18 protein-coding genes and 1 pseudogene are annotated in these 22,005 nt (G+C 26.9%); 16 read left to right on the top strand and 3 right to left on the bottom strand.

Annotated features, from left to right (window positions below; translation table 11 throughout):
* Positions 1–48 precede the first annotated feature (48 nt).
* From QP548_RS11080 to QP548_RS11040, 9 genes and pseudogenes are all read left to right on the top strand, one after another.
* On the top strand, positions 49–1,335 hold the full coding sequence (locus QP548_RS11080; RefSeq protein WP_061426347.1) for an MFS transporter: 1,287 nt from the start codon (positions 49–51) through the stop codon (positions 1,333–1,335).
* Between the two features lie 236 nt (positions 1,336–1,571).
* Positions 1,572–1,882, top strand: a pseudogene (locus QP548_RS11075) (transposase).
* Positions 1,866–2,939: an IS200/IS605 family element RNA-guided endonuclease TnpB gene (gene tnpB, locus QP548_RS11070; protein WP_060794355.1), complete on the top strand. Its 1,074-nt coding sequence runs from the start codon at positions 1,866–1,868 to the stop codon at positions 2,937–2,939. The pseudogene QP548_RS11075 and the gene tnpB overlap by 17 nt, the downstream one beginning before the upstream one ends.
* A gap of 164 nt (positions 2,940–3,103) precedes the next feature.
* Positions 3,104–5,716, top strand: a complete 2,613-nt coding sequence (locus QP548_RS11065) for a 3'-5' exonuclease (protein WP_061426348.1) — start codon at positions 3,104–3,106, stop codon at positions 5,714–5,716.
* 114 nt (positions 5,717–5,830) lie between these two features.
* Positions 5,831–6,490 (top strand): tRNA (guanosine(46)-N7)-methyltransferase TrmB, encoded by a 660-nt coding sequence (gene trmB / locus QP548_RS11060; RefSeq protein ID WP_003471427.1) that lies wholly within the window; start codon positions 5,831–5,833, stop codon positions 6,488–6,490.
* Between the two features lie 1,201 nt (positions 6,491–7,691).
* Positions 7,692–8,975 (top strand): glycoside hydrolase family 125 protein, encoded by a 1,284-nt coding sequence (locus QP548_RS11055; protein ID WP_061426349.1) that lies wholly within the window; start codon positions 7,692–7,694, stop codon positions 8,973–8,975.
* Between the two features lie 465 nt (positions 8,976–9,440).
* Entirely contained in the window at positions 9,441–10,019 is a 579-nt protein-coding gene (locus tag QP548_RS11050; protein WP_061426350.1) for a hypothetical protein, read from the top strand.
* 228 nt (positions 10,020–10,247) lie between these two features.
* Complete coding sequence (locus QP548_RS11045; protein ID WP_164472972.1) at positions 10,248–10,403, top strand: hypothetical protein; 156 nt, start codon at positions 10,248–10,250, stop codon at positions 10,401–10,403.
* A gap of 392 nt (positions 10,404–10,795) precedes the next feature.
* Positions 10,796–11,323: a hypothetical protein gene (locus QP548_RS11040; RefSeq protein WP_061426351.1), complete on the top strand. Its 528-nt coding sequence runs from the start codon at positions 10,796–10,798 to the stop codon at positions 11,321–11,323.
* A gap of 87 nt (positions 11,324–11,410) precedes the next feature.
* On the opposite strand, the gene lepB is transcribed toward QP548_RS11040, so the two are convergent.
* Positions 11,411–11,953 (bottom strand): signal peptidase I, encoded by a 543-nt coding sequence (gene lepB, locus QP548_RS11035; protein ID WP_061426352.1) that lies wholly within the window; start codon positions 11,951–11,953, stop codon positions 11,411–11,413.
* Between the two features lie 207 nt (positions 11,954–12,160).
* Between lepB and QP548_RS11030 the strand changes: the two genes are divergently transcribed.
* The 4 genes from QP548_RS11030 (at position 12,161) to QP548_RS11015 (ending at position 16,371) form a co-directional block, all read left to right on the top strand.
* Positions 12,161–13,003, top strand: a complete 843-nt coding sequence (locus QP548_RS11030) for a metallophosphoesterase (RefSeq protein ID WP_061426353.1) — start codon at positions 12,161–12,163, stop codon at positions 13,001–13,003.
* 283 nt (positions 13,004–13,286) lie between these two features.
* Positions 13,287–14,126 carry an alpha/beta fold hydrolase gene (locus QP548_RS11025; RefSeq protein ID WP_061426354.1) on the top strand — a complete coding sequence of 280 codons (840 nt, stop codon included), beginning with the start codon at positions 13,287–13,289 and terminating at the stop codon, positions 14,124–14,126.
* An 85-nt stretch (positions 14,127–14,211) separates the two neighbouring features.
* A complete protein-coding gene (locus QP548_RS11020; protein WP_061426355.1) occupies positions 14,212–15,507 on the top strand; it encodes a WG repeat-containing protein in 1,296 nt (431 codons plus the stop codon).
* A gap of 375 nt (positions 15,508–15,882) precedes the next feature.
* The gene (locus QP548_RS11015; RefSeq protein WP_061426356.1) at positions 15,883–16,371 is read left to right on the top strand and encodes a GNAT family N-acetyltransferase; all 489 of its coding nucleotides are present in this window, start codon (positions 15,883–15,885) and stop codon (positions 16,369–16,371) included.
* Positions 16,372–16,425: 54 nt separating this feature from the next.
* On the opposite strand, the gene QP548_RS11010 is transcribed toward QP548_RS11015, so the two are convergent.
* Positions 16,426–16,710 carry a hypothetical protein gene (locus QP548_RS11010; protein ID WP_242944976.1) on the bottom strand — a complete coding sequence of 95 codons (285 nt, stop codon included), beginning with the start codon at positions 16,708–16,710 and terminating at the stop codon, positions 16,426–16,428.
* Between the two features lie 56 nt (positions 16,711–16,766).
* Entirely contained in the window at positions 16,767–17,183 is a 417-nt protein-coding gene (locus QP548_RS11005; RefSeq protein WP_061426358.1) for a YtxH domain-containing protein, read from the bottom strand.
* A 545-nt stretch (positions 17,184–17,728) separates the two neighbouring features.
* On the opposite strand from QP548_RS11005, the gene QP548_RS11000 reads away from it, so the two are divergent.
* The 3 genes from QP548_RS11000 to QP548_RS10990 all read left to right on the top strand — a co-directional run bounded on the left by QP548_RS11000 (position 17,729) and on the right by QP548_RS10990 (position 22,004).
* Positions 17,729–19,066: a hemolysin family protein gene (locus tag QP548_RS11000; RefSeq protein WP_075808096.1), complete on the top strand. Its 1,338-nt coding sequence runs from the start codon at positions 17,729–17,731 to the stop codon at positions 19,064–19,066.
* A gap of 293 nt (positions 19,067–19,359) precedes the next feature.
* Positions 19,360–20,412: a Fe(3+) ABC transporter substrate-binding protein gene (locus QP548_RS10995; RefSeq protein ID WP_003449860.1), complete on the top strand. Its 1,053-nt coding sequence runs from the start codon at positions 19,360–19,362 to the stop codon at positions 20,410–20,412.
* Positions 20,412–22,004 carry an ABC transporter permease gene (locus QP548_RS10990; RefSeq protein WP_041702739.1) on the top strand — a complete coding sequence of 531 codons (1,593 nt, stop codon included), beginning with the start codon at positions 20,412–20,414 and terminating at the stop codon, positions 22,002–22,004. The genes QP548_RS10995 and QP548_RS10990 overlap by 1 nt, the downstream gene beginning before the upstream one ends.
* Position 22,005 lies beyond the last annotated feature (1 nt).

Genomic DNA, 22,005 nt, shown 5'->3' with positions numbered 1-22,005 from the left:
AAATTTTAACTATGGTAGATGAAATAACAAAAGAGGGGGTAGAAAGGGATGAAAAACAATAACGCTAAAAAATGGATTACTCTTTTAGTTTTGTGTGCTGGTGGAGGAATTATTTATAGATTACCTTATTTAAGAGAGGTTTTTTATATACCAATGCAACAAGCCTTTCATTTAACAAATTTTCAAATGGGTTTTTTAACAAGTATGTATGGAATAGTTAACTTTTTACTATATATACCTGGTGGAGTTATAGCAGATAAATTTTCTTATAAGATATTAGTTCCATTTTCTCTTATAGCCACAGGGCTTTTAGGATTTTGGTATGCAACAATACCATCATACACAGTATGTTTAATCATAAATGGAGCTTGGGCAATAACAACAGTATTTACATTTTGGCCAACTATGGTTAAGGCTGTCAGAATGCTTGGAGATAGTTCAGAGCAAGGTAAGTTATTTGGTATTTTAGAAGGGGGTAGAGGAGCAGCTTCTACAGTTGTTTCATTTATAGCCTTAGGAATGCTTGCAAAACTTGGAGAAGGTTTATTAGGAATTAGATCAATAATAATATTTTACTCAGTAGCACTTATAGTTATTGGAATTATAGCTTATTTCTTATTAGATGATTCTAAAGAAGAAAAGGAAATAAATAAACAAACAAGAGGAGATATTGTGCATGGTATAAAGAAGGTTGTAAAAATGCCAGAAGTTTGGTTAGTAGCAGCCTTAGTATTTACAACTTATGCAGCATTTTCAGGACTTGCATTCTTAACACCTTATGTAACTGAAATATTTGGTATGTCAGTAGCCTTAGGAGCATTTATAGGAATAATAAGAAGTTATGTAATTATGATGCTTGCTCCACCTATATCAGGGATTATTGCAGATAAAATGCATTCAACTATTAAATTTATGATAATAGGACTTAGTTTATCAATAATATTCACTTTAGTATATGTATTTATGCCAGGAAAAAGTGCATTTATAATACCTGTACTTATTAATATGTTAATCTTATCAATAATTTTACTTGGAATGAAGGGTGTTTTCTTTGCACCACTTGATGAAGTTAAGGTTCCAAGAGAATATACAGGTATTGCAGCTGGTATAGTTTCATTTATAGGATATGTACCAGATATGTTTATAAACTCTTACTATGGAGGACTTCTTGATTCACATCCAGGCATAAAGGGATATAATCTTATATTCTTATCAATGATAGCACTTTGCGTAATAGGATTAATTTGTGGAATTGTCCTTTATAAATTAGTTTATTCTAAGAAAAAAGAAAGTGTAGGAGAAAAGGAGCTTGAAATAGCAAAACTTAATTCATAATAAAAAAGGGGTTGTATCAAAATATAATAAAACTTATTTTGATACACGCCTTTTTTTTATTTTATTATGGCTTTACATTTTATAAAATTTGTTATGAAATTTTGGAATCATTATATTTTTAAACTAATTGTGAGAAATTCTCCCGATTCTAAAGTGGGAGATGGATAGCACTTGACGATAGTCAACGAGAACAATACAGTATAATCAGTAATAAATGATATAATGAAGTGAATATAGTGGATTTAGATACTAATAATCATTCAGTATTCAAGTTGTCATATTACTTATTATTGGTTATAAAATATCGTAGAAAAGTAATTAATGATTATATATCCAACAGACTTACAGAAATATCAAAATTTCTAAATGCTTATAAATCTGCAAGTAGTAGACTAATAAAAAAAGAATATCCAAGTATAAGAAAACAACTTTGGAAAGAATATTTTTGGAGTAGAAGCTACTGTTTGTTAACTATTGGGGGGATCATATTGAGGTGGTGAAAAAATACATGAAAATCAGGGGAGGAAATAATGCTCAAAGCTTATAAGTATAGGATATATCCTAATTCAGAACAAAAAGAATATTTAGCTAAAACTTTTGGATGCACTAGATTTATTTATAATAAAATGCTTAATGATAAGATTGAGTATTATAAACAAACTGGTGAAATGTTAAAGAATACACCAGCACAATATAAGAAAGAATTTGAATGGCTAAAAGAAGTTGATTCATTAGCGTTAGCAAATGTTCAGCAAAATTTAGAAAAAGCCTATAAGAATTTTTTTAGAGATAAATCTGTCGGATTTCCAAAGTTCAAGTCTAAAAAGACAAATTATCATAGTTTCACTACTAACAATCAAAAGGGAACTGTAAGTATTGACAATGGATATATAAAAATACCTAAATTAAAAACTAGGATTAAAATTAAATATCATAGAAAATTTATAGGTAAAATTAAAAGTTGTACTATTTCTAAAACACCAAGTAACAAATACTTTATTTCTATTTTAGTTGATACTGAAAATATGACATTGATTAAAACTGATAAAAAAGTAGGTGTTGATGTTGGGTTAAAAGAATTTGTAGTTTGTTCAGATGGATACAGAGTTGATAATCCCAAATATTTAAGAAAATTAGAAAAAAGATTGATAAAATTACAAAGAGATTTGTCAAGAAAACAAAAAGGAAGCAATAATCGATATAAAGCAAGATTAAAAGTTGCTAAACTACATGATAAAATCGCCAATCAAAGGAAAGATTTCTTACATAAATTATCTATAAAGCTTATTAGAGAAAACCAATCAATAGCAATAGAAGATTTGAAAGTAAGTAATATGTTAAAAAATCATAAGTTAGCAAGAGTAATATCAGAAGCTAGTTGGTATGAATTTAGAGTGATGCTTGAATATAAGGCTAAATGGTATGGAAGAAATATTGTTGTTGCTCTATCAAATTATGCTAGTTCACAACTATGTTCTGAATGTGGATATAAAAATAGTGATGTAAAAAGTCTAGCACTTAGAAATTGGATTTGTCCAAAGTGCGGAGCAGAACACGATAGAGATATTAATGCAGCTAAAAACTTAGAGAAATTGATAGTATAAATAGATATTATATTGGGGTAGGAACTACCCTATAAGCTTGGGGAAACTTGTGCCACTAGGTATATTGACCAAGAAGCTCCCACTTCTATAAGTGGAGAGTAGTTCACAATTAATAACATATAAATAAAACTTTTAGCCAATTTTATATGGAAAGGAAGGCTGGTATGATTAATTTAAATGAAGAGCAACAAAAGGTTATAAATGAACAAAAAAATAATATTATTTTGCTTGCCTCTGCTGGAACAGGAAAAACTAATACCTTAGCAGAAAGAGTCACTTCCATAATAAAGAATGGAAATTCAAAGCCTTCAGAAATTTTATGTATCACTTTTACAAATAAGGCATGTAAAGAGATGAGTGATAGGGTAATGAAAATAGTTGGGGGAGAGGCTAAGGATATAACCATAAGAACTTTTCATAGCTTTTGTTTTGATGTAGTTAGAACTTATGCAAAGAGAAATACAGATATTTTTTCAGATTTCACAATATTTGATGAAGATGATTGTAGAGAAGTTATAAGTAAATTAAGTTATTACTATGCTACAAGCAATTTAATGGCTACTAATATGCAAATTCAAAAGGTTATTGATTTTATAAAGGTTGAGAGAGCAAGAATAGAAACTTTAGAGGATAGAGTTTTAGATGAATATAAAACTGTAATTGATGAAATTTTTAAATTTAGAGAAGAAAAAATAAATCAAGTTTGTACTAACAAAGGAAATTTAAATTTAAACCTTAAAAATTATATTAAGTTTCATGGTCATGAATTAGTAACACTATATGATTCTAGGCTTAGAGATGATCATGCTTTAGACTTTAATGATTTAATAATACTTACTAAGGAATTATTTAAGGATGAAAAAGTTGTTAGGGCTCTTAAAAATAAATTTAAGTATATAAATATAGATGAGGTTCAAGATACAAGCATTATAGAGTATTCAATAATTGAGAAGCTTTTTGAAGGAAATAATGTTCTTATATGTGGAGATTTCTTTCAAACCATATATAGTTGGCGTGGATCTGACCCAGAGATGATTTTTAATAAATTTAAAGAGAAATATAATCCTATAGAAATTGTTTTTTCTAAGAATTATAGGGCAACTAAAAATTTAAATAAGGCTTCATTAGAATTTTTGAACAATGCTTTTTCGAGTAAAGTTTCTACTATGTATAAGGATGGTATTTTAGCAGAATCAAAAGAAGATGGTGAGAAAATATTATTAAAGGAAACTAGAGGATTAAGAGAAGAAGCTAGGTTTATCTTTGATTATGTAAACAAGCTATGCAAAAATGGTGAAGATTTAAAAAGAGTATGTGTTCTTACAAGGGATAATAACTATAATATAGGACTTAGTGAAGAGCTTTATCAAATCGGTGGATATGAGGGGGCAGATTTTGAGTTTATACTTGTTGATCAATTTAAGTTTTTTAGGAGACAAGAAGTTAAAGATATATTAGCCTTTTTAAAATTAATAGCTAATAGATATGATTCACTAAGTTTAAAAAGAATAGTCAATAGACTTCCAACAGGAATTGGTATGAGAACCTTAGAGGCTATAGAATCTTATAAGTACAAAGAGGTTGGTATAAGATTAGCAGATTATATAGATCCTCTTGTATTAGAATATGGAGAAAAATTTTCCCTACTAATAAATGAATTTGAAAAAGAAAATATAATAGTTTTTGATGTGGAAAGTACAGGGATTGATGTTACAGAGGATGAGATAATTCAAATAGCAGCCATAAAATTAAATAAGAAGGGGGAAGTAGTAGATAAGTTTGAAAAATTTTTAAAGAACAAGAAACCAGTTAAGGATTCTTATTATGTTCATGGTTTTTCAGATGAAATGCTTCAAAGTATTGGAGAAGACAAAGAAAAAGTTTTAAAGGAATTTGTGGAGTATTCTAAGGATTCTATAATAGTTGGGCATAATGTTCAATATGATATAAATATCCTACGTAGTGAACTTGAAAGAAATAATTTAGGAAAGCCTAAGTTTAAAACTTTTTATGATACTTTAGATATATATAGAAGATTTTATCCTGGAAATATAAATTATAAGTTAGAAAATCTAAGTAATGTTTATGATACTAAACATAAGCCAAGCCATGATGCTATGGATGATATTATTGCTACAGGTGAGCTTTTAGTTAGGGCAATAAATGAAAAGATAATTCCAACTTCAATGGAAAGAATGGCTTTAATGTCAAAACATCTAAAAGTATTTAAGGCTATTAGTAAGAAACTAAATGAGCTTTTTAAAATAGCAGAAAGTAAAAGACCTTACGAATTAGTTGCCTGTGTAATGAATGGCTTTAATATTAAGAGTATGTATGCTGGAAATGAAAACAAAGAAAAGTTAAATAGATTAAGAGATTTATATGCTTTATTTAGAGATTTAGATGATAAGAGCAAAGGAAATAGAGATGCCTTGTTAGATATTATAAGAATAACAGGCCTTTCTAATGGAGAGTTAGAATCTTTAATAATAAATAGAACTAAAAAGCCTAGAATACCAATAATAACTGTGCACCAAGCAAAGGGCTTAGAGTTTGATACTGTATTTTTAGCAGGTATTCAAAATAATACATTTCCTTCTTATATGTCTATTAAAGAAGGAAATCTATCAGAAGAAAAAAGAGTATTTTATGTGGCAATAACTCGTGCAAAGAAAAGGTTAGTTATAACATATAATTCTCAAGGGAAATATGGACATAGAAATGAAATAAGTCAGTTTATAAATTATATTCCAAAGGAGTTCTTTAAGATTATATAAGAAATATTTTAATTAGATATATAATTTTTATAGGTTAGGAAAAGCCTAAGGTTGATATACTTCATATAAATCTGTATAATAATTCTGAAACTAAAGGATGGAGTGGATTTTAAGATGAGAATGAGAAGAAAGCCTTGGGCTAGACCAGAATTAGAAGCATGTGACTTCTTTGTAGCTAATCCAAAAGAGAATAAAGGTAATTGGAAAAATACTTTTAAAAATACAGAAAACCCAATATATTTAGAATTAGGATGTGGAAAAGGAACATTTATGGCTGTACATGGTTCTGACCATCCAAACATAAACTATATAGCAATAGATATAAAAGATGAAGTTCTTGTTTTAGCTAAAAGAAATATAGAAAAAGCATATGAGGAGAAAAATCAACCTTTAGATAATGTTAAATTAATGCCTCAAGAGATTGCTTTAATAGATACTATATTAGATAGCAATGACAAGATAGAAAGAATTTATATAAACTTCTGTAATCCATGGCCTAAAGATAGACACAAGAAGAGAAGATTAACTCACACAAGACAGTTAACAAAATATAGAGATTTCTTAGTTGATGGTGGAGAAATTCATTTTAAAACTGATGATGATGAGCTTTTTGAAGAATCTTTAGAGTATTTTAAAGAGTGTAATTTTGAGATAACTTACATAACTCGTGATCTACATAATAGTGGATATGAATATAATGTAGTAACAGAGCATGAAGAAATGTTCTCAAAACAAGGAATAAAAATAAAGTTTTTAATAGCTAAAAAGTTATAATTTACTTGATAGTTTAAGTGTACAAATATTGAAAATAAGATATTTAAAAAGGACCAATGATTTATTGGTCCTTTTATTTTGTTATTTATTAAAATTGTTCTTGAATTAAAGTATAGATTAGTATATTATTTATTTTTTTATTCGTTTAAAATCAATCCATATTTCTTTAATAATGCTAAGTATACAAAGGATAATAAACATCCTGCTAACCCGTATATAGCATCAATAATATCCTTCGTGTTTATAATACTTAAAAATAATTCATATATAAAATTTCCTAAAATTAAACTTATACCTAATGCAATTACATATCGAAATTTAACATCAAATAAGATAATAATATAACCATAAAACAAGTAAAAAAGAATACTTAAGGAAAAGTTTGATATATGTGAAGTAATAGTGTTATTAATGAATACAATGTTGCTATCAAAACTATTAATCCATCTAATAATAATTAAAGTGAGACAAAAACAAACTAGTGAAAGATAACATATATTAAATCCTTTTTTTATATTGTATTTATATTTTAGTTTCATAGTATTTCTCCAATTTATATGTACTTAATAATATAATAAAGTTTTAATTCTATTATAATACAGAAAATTATTTTACTTTACTTGTTTTGGTGTTTTTGATTAAAATAGTTATTTAAAAATTGTAATATAGTTTTATACAAAAAACATATTTTTTTAACTGATGTGTATAAAACTTATAAATAGTATGAAGAGAATATCTAAATAAGCTCTAGAATTTAAGCTATTACGTAGAATATTTTACCTTAAGAAGCGAAACTGTTTGACCTAAGGGAGTTTTCCGCTTTAGTAAAATCTTCGGAGTAATTGCTATAAATTCTTAGCGAAATTCAGTAATTTATTTATAAGTTGTTTATTCTGAACTTGTCTAGTTTCTAGATTTAAGTGATAAATTTTAGAAACATAAAGAACTTTAAAAAAGTATATTTATTACAATGATGAAATGGTATACAATGTATCTGAAGTTGCTTAGGAATTCTATAAAATTAAGTCAACTTTTAGTTAAATAGTAAAGCATAGAAGTTAAATAAATTTAGTTTTTAATTAGTGTTTATTAAAAAATTACTTAGTTTTTAATTATAACTTAAGAAGCACATTTAATTAAAATTTAGTTTTAATTTAGGAAATAACTAAATAATAAATATTTGAACTTGGGGGTAAAGAAAATGAGTTTATCAACTAACGAATTAAAAGAGATTGTAAGAAAAATTGGTAAAGATTTATCAGCTAAAATAGAGGACAAGAAGTTACAAGAATTATTTTATAATTGCTTTATAAATACAATGGATACAACTGTAGAGGTTTCAGAGGGAGATGCCTTTGTAATTACTGGTGATATTCCTGCAATGTGGCTTAGGGATTCCACTTCTCAAGTAGAACATTACTTACCATTTGTTAAGGAATATCCAGAATTAAAGGCTATTTTTACTGGATTAATAAATAGACAAGTAAAATGTATATTCATAGATCCATATGCAAATGCCTTTAATAAAGAGCCTAACGGACAAAAATGGGACAATGATATAACTAAGGATAGTCCTTGGGTTTGGGAAAGAAAGTATGAAATAGATTCACTATGTTATCCAGTTAGATTAATACATAAGTATTGGAAAGAATCTGGCGATGAAACTTTCTTTAATGATGATATCAAAAAAGCTTTCAATATGATAATAGATCTTTGGAGAGTGGAGCAATATCATAGAGAAAAATCAGATTATAGCTTCCAAAGATTAAATTGTTCAGTAACTGACACTTTAAGCCATAAAGGATTAGGAACTCCAGTTACTTATACAGGAATGACATGGTCAGGATTTAGACCAAGTGATGATGCGTGTGAATATGGATACTTAATTCCAGCAAACATGTTCGCTGTAGTTGCCTTAAGATACATTTCAGAAATTGCAGAAAAAGTTTATAAGGATGAAGAGCTTAAGGAAAAAGCTGATAGTTTAAGAGAAGAAATAGATAATGCTATAGAAAAGCATGGAAAAGTTTATAAAGAAGGATTTGGAGAAGTTTATGCATATGAAACTGATGGTATGGGGAACTATAACTTTATGGATGATGCTAACGTACCAAGCCTCCTATCAATTCCTTACTTAGAGTACAAAGGAATTGAAGATGAAGTTTATCAAAATACTAGAAAATTTATTTTGAGCAAAAATAATAGATTCTTCTTTGAAGGAAAAGCTGCTAAAGGAATTGGAAGTCCACATACTCCAGACCAGTATATTTGGCACATAGCTTTATCAATGCAAGGATTAACAACAAATAATCAAGAGGAAATAGATCAGTTAATTAAATTATTAAAAGAAACTGATGCAGGGACTGGATACATGCATGAAGGTTTCCATGTAGATGATCCAGCTAAGTTTACAAGAGATTGGTTTGCATGGTCAAACTCATTATTCTCACACTTTATATATGAGAAAGTTATAAATAAAAAATAATAAATTTGCTTGTTTTAACTTAATTAGTGGTTATTTTAAAGAGTTATACTCTTTAATACTATCTCCAGTGTTGTTTAAAATATAAAATTTTATTACTCTTAATAATCCTCTAATTAAGTTAAATATATATTTATAGATTTTAATAAGCTGTATAAAAAATAACTATAAAACTTATAAATAAATTCCGAGAATTACTGAATTTCGCTAAGAATTTATAGCAATTACTCCGAAGATTTTACTAAAGCGAAAAACTCCCTTCGGTCAAACAGTTTCGCTTCTTAACGTAAAATCTTCTACGTAATAGCTTAAATTCTAAAGCTTATTCAGATATTCTCTTCATATTATTTATAAGTTTTATTATAATTTATTTTTATACAGCTTTTTATTATTTTCAGAGTTTTATTGTTTAGGGTTTTATTTGAATAGAGTTTGGAGAAAAAGGTAAAAATATACTGAGGTGAATTTATGAAAAAGGTAAGCCTAATTTTAATAAATATAATCTTAGTATGTAACTTAATAGCTTGTGGAGCACAAGGAAATGAGATTGCCATAAATTTTATTGATAATGAAATTGAAGTTGAAGAAAATGAGAAAAGAGATATAACAATACAATCGAAAGATAAGTATAAGCAGTTTAGAAATAGTAATACGAAAATAAAGAAAGAAGATTTAAAAACTTATTTTAATAATGATAAAACCTTAAAAGATTTTGAAGTTCCAAAGAAGACCATAGAGGAATATGAAAATTGGTTTATAAATATGGCTAGAGATAGAGGTGAAAGTGCTAAGGATATTTCTGATGCCTTTAGGTCAGTAGATATGTTAATAGGAGAGGATATAGTTAAATTTCCAGTTATAATAGATACTGTTAGCTTTAATGATAGAGAAGCTTATGCCATAGCTTACTTATGTGAAGAAGGAGAAAACTTAGATATGGAAGCTCAGGAGGCAATGGAATTAAAAAGATTTGATGAAGTATTAATAATTGGAGTATATAAGGATTCTTCTGATATATTTTATAAAGATAAATATAGTTTAAAATAAAATTTGTTTGAAAAATATATTCTACTTAAAAATTAATTATTTTGTGGATTTTTATAAAGATATTATACTAATAATTTAAATATAAAAACTTATTATACATGAAAAACTTAATTTTATAATTTAAAAGAGAAGACTTGTATTAGTGTTATTTCATTATTTACCATAATAATATTTTCTTTTTATGAGAAAAATAAAATTGAATTTAACTAACTAAGGAGGAATATATTTATGACAAAGGATAGTCAACCAGATAATAAGGTAGCAAGAATGGAGAAATGTAACTTTCAAACTCCAATAACTAGCGAAGAAGGAAAAAATCATAATAGAACAGCAAAAAAACATTCTGTAAAGAGAGAAGGATTCCAAAGTCCTCATATAAACTAACATATAATCTTCTATATTAAAATATGGTTTTAGTCCTATATTAGTTTTGTATAAATCGTTGGTGCGACGGGGTTAGCTTGGGAAAACTTGTACCGTTGGGTATATTGACCAAAAAGCTCCCACTTCTATAAATGGAGAGTAGTTCACTTGTGAAATATAGCAAAGAAAGCTTAAATAAAAAAACTTCCTTTTTTTATAGGAATTAGAATCAAAAAATGTTTAATTTTTGAAAAAATACTTGAATAATAAGTAACAGTATGTTAATATAATATTAACAGGTTAAAGCATAAACCTAATTTCCCTATATTTCATATATATATGCATTTGTCCTATAAGTATCCCTTAGCTTATAGGACTTTTTGTTATATATGAAATTTTTTGGAGGCGTTATTATGGTAAATAAAAAATTTGGCGTATTAGCAAGAATATTTTTATTACTTTTAATATTAGTACCTATAACTTTTAGAGTTTATGATCTTTATTATCTAAATTCAAGTTGGGATATAAATTCTAAAGTTGTTAAAAGAGGTAAGGTATATAGAGACTATATTAAGGAAAAGAAATTAACAGGAGTTCCTAATATTTATTATAAATATAATTCTTTAACTCCAGAAGAAATGATGACTTTAGATGTTTTAGCAAATACTAAGGGGTATAATATGGAAGAGGTTTTACCAGATATTCAAAAATATGTTTTATCAAAAAATCATGAAAAAAGTGGAGCAAAACTTAATGAAGATGAAAAAAGAGAAGTAAATCAATGTATTGAAGATATAAAAGAGGGAGTAAATGAAAGCTTAGAAAAAAATTCATCTTATATATATTGGATGAAAATGTTGATGTCAGTCTTTACTGCATTAATGCTGGGTTTAAGTATATATGCAATTTATATGACTGTTGTTTTTATAAATGAAAAGTAAGATGAAAGTTTTAGAGATGTTTTAAGTTATTGTTGATTTTTAACTAAGCTTGTTAATTGAAAATCAACAATAGCTTAAAATAGAGATTTATTTTAAAAATCCAATTCTGTCTTTAGGATATACAGTAAAAAGAGCTTTCCCATCTAAATTTTTTTTAGGAACATAGGGGTTTTCCCATCTTCGTGCATCTTCTGATCTTGCTCTATTATCACCAAAAAATAGGTAGTTTCCTTCAGGAACATAAAAAGTTTTATTCATTGATTCATTATTTTTCACATAAGGTTCATCAATAAAAACATCATTTACATATAAAAGCCCATCTTTTACTTCAACTTTTTCGCCAGGAAGACCAACAACTCTTTTTATAAGCAATTCTTCGGAGGATTCATGACTGAATACAAAGATATCCCCTCTATTTATACTAGTGTAAATTTTACTCACAATTACTTCATCTTCTTCCATTATTGTAGGTCTCATAGAACCAGTAGGAATATAAGCTTTGAAAATTAGGTAATTGGTCAAAAAATAAGAGCCTAAAAAAACTATTACACAAAAAATTATTAAATTTTTTATTTTTAAGTATGATTTTTTATTTAAGGTAGATATATTTCTTTCAGATAATAAATTCATAAATATATTATGTTGCCTTAGGTACTATATTTAATTAAATTTAACTAAATTTGCAACAAGGACACCTCCTATCTTAAAATAATAATATCACAAAAACCAATATTTGGAAATAAAAGAAATAAAAGTAAATTGGTTTGAGAGTTTTAATTATATTTTTATATTCATATATAAAATATAAGAGCAAAAATTTAAAGGATTAGTATTCATATGAATGAGATTTCAGATTTGGCAAAGATAACTTCAATTTTAGGAATTGCTGCTACCACTTATTTATTTTATGAAAATAATAGTATTTTTATAAATGAATATGAATTATTTACTAGAAAAACTCCTAAGGCCTTTAGAGGATTTAAGATTTTACATTTAAATAATTTATATGGAAAAACCTTTGGAAGTGAAAATTATAGACTTATAGAAAAAATAAATTCTTTAAAGCCAGATATTATTGTTACAACTGGAAATATGTTAACTTCATCCTTAGATAAGGATTTTGTTTTTCTTGAATTATGCAAGAAGTTAAGAAGCTTTTATCCAATTTATTATTCTATAGAAGGATGCAAAAATTTAAGTGGGAAAAAATATGAGAAATATAGAGATTATTTAAAGGGGTTAACGGATATAGGGGTGATACTTTTAAATAATAGTAAGGTTTCACTTATAAAAAAGGAAGATAAATTAAATATTTATGGAATTTACATAGAAGATGAAATAAAGTCTTTTTCTTTTAAAGGAGGATGTAAGAAGGAAAATATATTCTCAAAAGAAGAGGTAGTAAATAAATTAGGGAATCCAAATAGAAGTGAATTTAATATTGTGCTAGCAAATGATGTAATAAATTTTGAGGCCTATGTAAAGTGGGGAAGTGACATTACTTTTTCAGGATATACTAGAGCCATAAATAGATATATATTTAATAACTTAATGGAGAGAAAAAAGGGGATTTTCATAGAAAAAGATTCATCTATGATTTTAAGTAGAGGGCTTGGAAATGATTTTTTTAAAATGAGAATTATGAATAGACCAGAAATAACCTTGATTACAATAAGGTAATATTGCTTAGGTTTAAACAATGTTAATGCTGTGTAAAATTTTATTCAAATATCCATAGACAGTAGAATATAGTGCATGAAAAGGTGATAGAATTTAAGAAACATAATTAGACGTAATTTAAAATAGCTTTAAAAGGGACTGTATCAAAAGTTAATAATAAAACTTTATTTTGATATCCCTAAAAATATATGACTTAAAATTTTTCTGCTAAAGAGATTAAGCTATTAACTCATAAGATGAATGTGAAAGTTTTTAAATCAGAATATTAAGGAGTGCAATATAAATGCTATATTATAAAGTAGTAAATAATAAATATCTCCATAAAGATAAAGAATGGATTCTGATGCTTCATGGAATAGGTGGAAATTTAAATATATTTAAAAAGCAAATAGATGTGCTGTCAGAAAATTATAACTTGCTTTTAGTAGACCTTCATGGCCATGGAAATTCACAAAATTACACTTTGAAAAATATGAAAAAAACTAAAGGTGAAATATCTTTTAAATACATTTGTGAAGATATTGTAGAGATAATAGATAAGTTAAATATAGAAAAAGTAAACGTATTAGGTATATCACTTGGTACTATAGTTGGAATGCAATTTGAAAAATATTTCCCTAATAGAGTTTCTTCTATGATATTAGGGGGAGGAATTGTAGGTATGAACTTAAAGTCTAAATTTTTCTTGAATTTAGCCTTATTTACTAAGAATATTATTCCAAGGGAAATCTTTTATAAAATTGTAGCTTATATGTCGATGCCATGTAAAAATCATAAGCTTTCAAGAAATATATTTTTAAAGGCTGCTGAAAAGTTGGATAAAAATGAATGTTTTAGATGGGTTGAGCTTATGAGGGAACATCTAGAAAATTATAAATATGTAAAGAACAATGTAAAGAAAATTTTTATTATGGGAGATCAAGACCATGTTTTTCTTCCTACTATAAAAAAGTTTGTGCCAGAAGAAGATATTGTAGTACTAAAAAATTGTGGGCATATATGCAATATTGATTCTTTTGAAACTTTTAATCATCTTACATTAAACTTTTTAATAAATAATCATGGATATATGTTGGGGACAAAAGAAAAAAGAAAATATGTTTATAAATATAACTTTACATAAAATATCTTATGTAATATTTTAAGAGGAAAATAAAGGAGAGTGTTTAATTAATAATAAGTAGATATTTAAAGGGGGGAATTTTAGTATGAGACTAAAAAATATTTGCTTCATGGCTATGGCTACCATATTATGCACTTCAGTATTAACAGAATGTGGTACAAATAGTGCAAAGGAAGATATAGATAATGAACTTTATATTGTAACAGAAGATAAATCTTCAAGGTCTTTAAGTAATTCTAAGCCAGGTATGTTTGGAGTCACTGAAGACGGAGAAATATTTATGGAAAAAGGATATGAAGGCAAAGTTGGTTATATAGATAAAAAGGGAAAAAAATCTATAGGGTTTAAGTTTGATAAAGGTAGTGAGTTTTCTTATGGAATGGCCGGAGTTAAAGAGGGAAATACTTACAAGATAATAAATCAGAAGGGTAAAACTTTAGTAGAAAAAGAAGATGGTGTATTATCACCTTTAAATAATAATCTTATAAAATATGAAAAGCTAGCTAATGAAATCTTAACTAATGAAAATACTACAGAAGCAATTGAAAGCTTAGCTCAATCTGGTAAGACTTTAAAAACTACTGGAATACTAAATACTAAGGGTGAAGTTATTGTAGAACCAGGAAGATATGATGAAATCATAAAGGATATTGGAGAGGGATATATATTAGTTCAAAAGAATAAAATGTATGGACTTTTAAATGCTGAGGGAAATGAAATAATTCCTTGTGAGTATACATCTATAGGAGCTATAAATGAGGGATTTATTCCTGTATCAAAGGGTAATCTTTGCGGAGCACTTAATGAAAAGGGAGAAATTATAGTGCCAATAGAATATTTCTATGTTGGATCTATGAACGAGGGGGTAGCTCCAGCAAGATTAGATGAGTCTGGAATAGGATTTTTAAATAAAGAGGGAGCTTGGGCAATAATGCCAGACTTTGATGGTGTAACAGCAATGAATGAAGGTGTTGCTTTTGCTAGAAAAGATGATAAGCATATAATAATTGATAAAGATGGTAAGGAAGTAGAAACTAATATAAACTTTGAGAATAAAGTATCTATAAATGGATTTAGTGATAGTGGATTAGCAGTGGTTAATATATTAGATGGAGAATCAAAATATATGTCTGTTATAAACACTAAGGGGGAAGAAATTAAAAATCTTGAAAAGAAAGATTACTCAGCTTTAGAAGTTTATCCAAGTGGATTAATAGTTTCTATCAATCAAGAGGGAAAAAAAGGTTTGCTTAATGAGGACGGAAGTGTAATTTTAAAAGAGGAGTACAATGATATAAGAGTTATATCAAAGGATGTTATTTTAGTAGACAAGGATGGAACATATTCATATATTGATTCCACGGGGAAAACATTATATTAAATATTGGGCTATGTTTTAGGTGAATTTTGATTTTTAGTTAAATGTAGATTTATCTTAATTTCGGAAATGGTTTAAGATATAGAAAAATATTAAAGTCATATTAAAACTTTTATTTAAAGGTTTTGATATGGCTTATTTTTTATCTAATATATTATTGTTGGTTATATTGGATATATACATCTAATATGAGCATTAATGGAGGGAAATGAATAATAAGTTACTAGAAATATTACAAAAAGAATTCTATAATTTAGTATAAGTAGTTATATAAAATAATATTGTTGTAACTAATAAAATGAAATTATTGGTTAAAATTATAAGAGAAATAGGAATATGCTAAAACCTTAATATAAAGCTTTATAGGGAGGATTGAAAATGGAGAGTCAAGAAAATAGTAAAAAATCTTCAGTAGCAAAGAATAAACTAGAAAAAATTTATAGTACTTCCCTGCCTGATGGATATAGATTTACTGATTTTAGAATTGGTGATGAGAACAACTGGGCGTATATTCAATATTCAGCAGGTGTTTTTAAAGATTATCAATTAGCAATTAGAAGGATTTTTAAAGAGGAAAATAGCTTAAAAGGAAATTTTAAAAATCGTTGCGTATTTCTTGAAAATGAGAATGGAGAGAGAATTGGAACCATAATGATTGTTCCAAGCCTTTCAGAAGAAGAGGGAGTTCAAGAAATTAAATATTTAGCACTTCTTCCTAAATATCAAGAGATGGGTTTAGGTAAACTTCTTATATCAAAGGCATATAAAATGGTTGATGATGTAGAAGGGGCAACTAGAATAAATTTAGAAGCTTATAATGATAAATCTATAGGAATTTTTGAAAATTTAGGTTTTGAAAGAGTATAATAAAAAAACTCATTCCAAAAAAATCTTAAAAGATTTAGATTGGAATGAGTTTTTTTATTTTTTAAAGAAAACTTGATTAATTATCTTAGCAATTTCTTTAACTGTTTCAACATTAGATTCTATATTTTCTTTAGCAACAATTAAGTCAGCTGTAGTTTCAGTTGCAACATCAGATATATCCTTAATGTTTTGACAAGCATCATTCACATTATTAGCTATTGCAGGTAAATCGTTAATAGTCTTAGTAAGGTTGTCCTTATTTTGATCTAAGAGACTATTTATATTTGATACTAACTTTAAAACTTTGTTTAATGTCAGTATCAAATAAACAATAGCCACACAACCTAATAGAGCTAATAATAGGTAAATAAAATTTAAATCTATATACATAATTATTAGTTAGATTCTTTAACTTCTTCAGTTTCTAAAGAAGTAGCTTCATCTGCAACCTCAACAGGAACATTTAAGTTTTCTTCTACAGCCTCTTCAATGTTTTTGCATTTTTTACTATTAAGATAGTCTTTTATTTTACTTTTTGCATCAGAAATATTTTCTTTTCCTTTTGCAACTTGTGTATTTAAATTTTCTTTTAATTCAACACTTTTATCATTTAATTTTTGAGCAGCCTTTTTTGAACCCTCTTTTATATCATTTCTTGTTTCTTTTCCAGATTTAGGAGCAAATAGTAAACCACCTAATACTCCAGCTAATGTACCAACGGCAGCTCCAGTTACAGCAACTTTAGCTTTTTTATTTCTTTCAGCTCTAGCCTTAGCTTTTCTTTTTTCATCTATTAATTTTGCTAAACTCATAATCCATACCTCCCAATAAATTATTCATATCGTTTAATTAAATTATACTATATAGTACAAAAAAATCAATAATAATTATTAGTTAATATATTTATCTTACAGAAACCTATTTTATTTACCTTTGCGAAGTTTAGCTTTCAAAGTTGTTTTTGTATATCTTATGGAATTTAAGATTATATCTTTGCTTAAACCACATAAAAGAATCGTTGTTCCAAAAAGAAATTTAAAAAGATTCAAATTTTCTTTCACAATAAATCACCTTACTTAATATTAAAGCTTATATTTGCTTTCTTTATCATATGTAGAAAAGATAATAAAAGTTAAATATTATAGTATTATTTTTCAAATATATGTAATAAATAATATAAGTGACTTAAATTATTTATTTAGTATAATTTAGGCTAAATTGTGCATATTATATAATTGAATAAAAGGTACCAGTGTGGTATTATGGTCTAAAATTGGTTATCTTATATGACATTTTATTTCAAATTAATCTATAAGATAAAGAAGAAAATTCATTTTTTTAGAGGAGGAGTTAAAGAATGGACCCGAGTCCCAGTATTTTACCAAAAATTATTCTAATATTAGTTCTTATCTTAATTAATGCGTTCTTTGCAGCTGCAGAGATGGCAATGGTATCTGTAAATAAATCTAAGATAAAGATGCTTGCAGAGAAAGGGAACAAAAAAGCCCTTTTATTAAAAAAGGTTTTAAAATCACCTGGCAACTTCTTATCTACTATTCAAATAGGAATAACATTTGCAGGATTTTTTGCCAGTGCATCAGCAGCCACTAGCATTTCAGAAACTCTAGCGCAATTCATGTACAAGCTAAATATTCCTTATGGTAATGAGATATCAGTTATACTTATAACTGTGCTTTTGTCTTATATAACTTTAGTGTTTGGAGAATTACTTCCAAAGAGAATTGCATTACAAAAGCCAGAAGAAATTGCTTTAATGGCTATAAGACCAATCAATGTTATTTCTAAAATATCAACACCATTTGTAAAGATTCTTTCAGCTTCAACAAACTTATTTATAAAAATATTAGGTTTAAATAAGTCTGAAGACAAAGAAACTGTGTCTAAGGATGAAATAAAATCCATGATAAGTATTGGACAAGAGAGTGGTGTAATTGATAAAGCTGAAAAAGATATGTTAGATAATATATTTGAATTTGATCATAAAGTTGTTAAAGAAGTTATGACTCCTAGGGGAGAAGTCTTTGCTATAAAATCAACAACTCCAAATGAAACAATTGCTAAGAAACTTATAAGTGAGCAATTTTCAAGAGTTCCTGTTTATAATGAAACTAGGGATAATATAGTAGGAATACTTTATTTAAAAGACTTCTTTGAAGCCGTTGTAAAGGTTGGAGTAGATAACATTAAATTAGATCAATTAATACGCCCAGCTTACTTTGTTATTGAAAATAAAGCTATAGATGATTTGTTTAAAGAACTTCAAGATAGTAAGCAACATATGGCTGTAATAATAGATGAATATGGTGGTTTTTCTGGAATTGTTACTATAGAAGACTTAATTGAAGAAGTTATGGGTGATATATTAGATGAGTATGACGATTCAGAGAACTATATAGATAAAATAGATAATAATACCTATGTAGTTGATGGTTTATTAACATTAGATAAGCTAAATGATTATTTAAACCTAAATCTTGAAAGTCAAAATATAGAGACTATTGGTGGTTTTGTTGTTAACTTAATAGGAAATATTCCGCAAAGTGAAAATCAAATGGTTGAATATGACAATCTTTCTTTCCAAGTTTGTAAAACAAATAAGAAGAGAATTGAAAAACTAAAAATTTATTTAAATAATTCAACTAGTTTCAATTCAGATGTTATATTAAACAATTAAAATTATAAATAATAGGGCAATGAGCTAATAAGTTCATTGCCCTTTAAGTTTGTTAAATTTAGAAAGGGGATTAATTTAGTAAAGCATATAATGTTAATGAAAAGAAATGATAATGTGTATTAAATGAAAATAATTATTTAATAATATTAAAAATCATTGACTTTAGAAATGATAACCGATATCATTATTTTGAGGTTTTTAAATTTATTAAATATACATAAAGATAAAGTGAATTTTTTAAGTTGTTATAAAAAAATAACTTAATTATTTGTAAATTTAAGGGGGAAAAGAAAATGTTAAAAAGAAAAAAAATATTAGCCTTAACATTAACTGCTTTAGTATCTATGGGAGTTTTAGCTGGATGTGGACAAAAAAATCAGGAAGCTAAGGCAGAAGAAACTGGATCAGGAGAGAAAGTTGTTAATGTTTATTCATCAAGACATTATGATATAGATAAGCAATTATTTAAAGATTTTGAATCTGATACAGGGATAAAAGTAAATTTAGTTGATGGAAAAAGTGATGAGCTAATTGAGAGAATGGCAAGAGAAGGAGATAATACATCTGCTGATGTATTTTTAACTGTTGGAGCAGAAAATATAGCTCAACTTAATGAGAAAGATTTAATAAAGGATATATCATCAGAAAAAATAAATGAAAATATACCTTCAGAATATAGAGGGAAAAACTGGGTTGGATTAACTTCAAGAGCAAGAATCATTGTTTATAATAAGGAAAAGGTAAATCCAGAAACAATAAAAACATATAATGATTTAACTAAGGATGAATTTAAAGGAAAAGTATTAACAAGAAGTTCAAGTTCATCATATAATAATGCTTTACTTTCATCTTTCATTCAATTAGATGGGGCTGACAAGGCAAAAGAATGGGCTCAAGGTATTGTTAATAATTTTGCTAGAACACCAGAAGGAAATGATAGAGATCAGGCTAAAGCTATTATGGCTGGAATAGGTGATGTTGGAATAATGAACTCATACTATATTGCAAAGATGATATCTTCATCAGATGCAGAAGAAGCTAAAGTTGGTAAGGAAATAGGAGTTTTATTCCCAGAAAATACTCATTTAAATTTAAGCTTTGGAGCAGTTACAAAGAATGCTAAAAATGAAGAAAATGCAGTAGCATTATTAGAATATTTAACTGAAGAAAAAGCACAAAAAGCATATGTTGACGAAAATGGAGAGTTTGCTTTAAATACTAAAGTTGGTAAGAGTGAATTACAAAAATCATGGGGAGACTTTACAGTTCAAAATTTAAACTATGAAACTTTAGGAGAATCAAAACAAGAGGCTACATTAATTTTTGATCAAGTAGGATGGAAATAATGAAAAAAATTAAATTTAATGGGTGGGCACTTTTAAGTACAATCATCAGTTTGATGATTGTACTTCCTAATATAGATATAATTATTCATTTATTTCAAAAACCAAACAAAACATGGTATCACATAAAAGAATATTTATTAAAGGATTATATAGTTACATCTATAATAGTAGTCTTTTTTACTGTTTTATTAAGCATAATAATAGGGGTAACTTTAGCTTGGCTTATATCTGCCTATGATTTTCCATTTAGGAAATTTTTTAGATGGGCTTTAATACTTCCATTAGCTATACCACCATATATAGGAGCATATACATATTCAGGGATGGTTAGCTATACTGGAGTTATACAGAGATTTTTTAGAAATATTTTAGGGGTAGAATTAAATCAAAAATACTTTGATATTATGTCTATTGAGGGAGCTATTTTTATATTTACATTGTTTTTATTCCCATATGTTTATATGGTTACAATGACATTTTTAGAAAAACAATCGGCAGGATTAATAGAAAGTGCAAGACTTTTAGGAAGCAGTGCAATAGGAATATTCTTTAGAGTTATCATACCTGTAAGTAGGGGAGCTATAGTAGCAGGCTCAACCTTAATAGCCTTAGAAGTTTTAAGTGATTATGGAGTTGTATCATATTTAGGTGTACAAACATTTAGTACAGCTATATTTAAAAGTTGGATATCCTTAGGGGATGTGGATTCAGCCATAAGATTAGCAGGAATACTTATGGTAGTAGTATTTATAATTATTTCGTCAGAAAAGGCCTTAAGAGGAAGAAAAAAATATAGTTTTACTAATACAAAGGTTAGACCAATAAAGAGAAAAAATCTTAAAGGCTTTAATAAATTTATAGTTACATTATATGTTTTAATAATATTTTCACTAGGATTTCTTATACCAGTACTTCAAATGATAGCTTGGGCAATTGCTAGCTATAAAAATATCTATTATAGTCAATTTTTAAGTATGATATTTAATTCAGTAATACTTGCCTCTGGATGTAGTTTACTTATAGTTATAATGGCTTTAATAGTAGCAAACTATGTAAGAACTAGAAGTGGATTATTATCAAAAATATATGCAAAAGTAACTTTAATAGGATATTCCATTCCTGGGGCTGTAGTTGCCATAACTATGATCTTATTTTTTGTAGATATTGATAATAAAATAAAAGGATTAGCCTTAAGTACAAGTATAATAATGTTGGTATTTGCGTATGTAATAAGATTTTTAGCAATAGGATATCAAAATATAGAGGGTGGCTTTGAAAAGATAGGTAATAAATTTACTGAAGCTTCAAGAACTTTAGGATATGGGGTTACTAAAACATTCTTTAAAGTGGATATACATATGTTAAAACCTGCTATTTTAGGAGCTTTTGCTTTAACTTTTGTTGATATTATAAAGGAATTACCTTTGGTTTTAACTTTAAGACCATTTAACTTTTATACTTTATCAACAAAGGTATTTGAGTATGCCAATGATGAGATGATACCTGAGTCAGCAATACCATCTCTAATAATAGTTTTTGTTAGTTTTGTGGCTATATATTTCTTATATAAAGTTGCTGACAAGGAGGATTAGT

The sequence above is a fragment of the Clostridium sp. UMB9555A genome, assembly GCF_030222355.1.
Lineage (GTDB): Bacteria > Bacillota > Clostridia > Clostridiales > Clostridiaceae > Sarcina > Sarcina perfringens.
This window is presented reverse-complemented; position numbering and strand designations above follow the sequence as displayed.

Excerpts from the sequence above, each read along its gene's own strand:
- QP548_RS11020 (WP_061426355.1), top strand. The coding sequence starts at position 14,212 with ATGAGACTAAAAAATATTTGCTTCATGGCTATGGCTACCATATTATGC.
- tnpB (WP_060794355.1), top strand. The coding sequence starts at position 1,866 with ATGCTCAAAGCTTATAAGTATAGGATATATCCTAATTCAGAACAAAAA.
- QP548_RS11050 (WP_061426350.1), top strand. The coding sequence starts at position 9,441 with ATGAAAAAGGTAAGCCTAATTTTAATAAATATAATCTTAGTATGTAAC.
- QP548_RS11045 (WP_164472972.1), top strand. The coding sequence starts at position 10,248 with ATGACAAAGGATAGTCAACCAGATAATAAGGTAGCAAGAATGGAGAAA.
- QP548_RS11030 (WP_061426353.1), top strand. The coding sequence starts at position 12,161 with ATGAATGAGATTTCAGATTTGGCAAAGATAACTTCAATTTTAGGAATT.
- QP548_RS10990 (WP_041702739.1), top strand. The coding sequence starts at position 20,412 with ATGAAAAAAATTAAATTTAATGGGTGGGCACTTTTAAGTACAATCATC.
- QP548_RS11025 (WP_061426354.1), top strand. The coding sequence starts at position 13,287 with ATGCTATATTATAAAGTAGTAAATAATAAATATCTCCATAAAGATAAA.
- QP548_RS11005 (WP_061426358.1), bottom strand. The coding sequence starts at position 17,183 with ATGAGTTTAGCAAAATTAATAGATGAAAAAAGAAAAGCTAAGGCTAGA.
- QP548_RS11015 (WP_061426356.1), top strand. The coding sequence starts at position 15,883 with ATGGAGAGTCAAGAAAATAGTAAAAAATCTTCAGTAGCAAAGAATAAA.
- QP548_RS11080 (WP_061426347.1), top strand. The coding sequence starts at position 49 with ATGAAAAACAATAACGCTAAAAAATGGATTACTCTTTTAGTTTTGTGT.
- trmB (WP_003471427.1), top strand. The coding sequence starts at position 5,831 with ATGAGAATGAGAAGAAAGCCTTGGGCTAGACCAGAATTAGAAGCATGT.
- QP548_RS10995 (WP_003449860.1), top strand. The coding sequence starts at position 19,360 with ATGTTAAAAAGAAAAAAAATATTAGCCTTAACATTAACTGCTTTAGTA.
- QP548_RS11065 (WP_061426348.1), top strand. The coding sequence starts at position 3,104 with ATGATTAATTTAAATGAAGAGCAACAAAAGGTTATAAATGAACAAAAA.
- lepB (WP_061426352.1), bottom strand. The coding sequence starts at position 11,953 with ATGAATTTATTATCTGAAAGAAATATATCTACCTTAAATAAAAAATCA.
- QP548_RS11055 (WP_061426349.1), top strand. The coding sequence starts at position 7,692 with ATGAGTTTATCAACTAACGAATTAAAAGAGATTGTAAGAAAAATTGGT.
- QP548_RS11040 (WP_061426351.1), top strand. The coding sequence starts at position 10,796 with ATGGTAAATAAAAAATTTGGCGTATTAGCAAGAATATTTTTATTACTT.
- QP548_RS11000 (WP_075808096.1), top strand. The coding sequence starts at position 17,729 with ATGGACCCGAGTCCCAGTATTTTACCAAAAATTATTCTAATATTAGTT.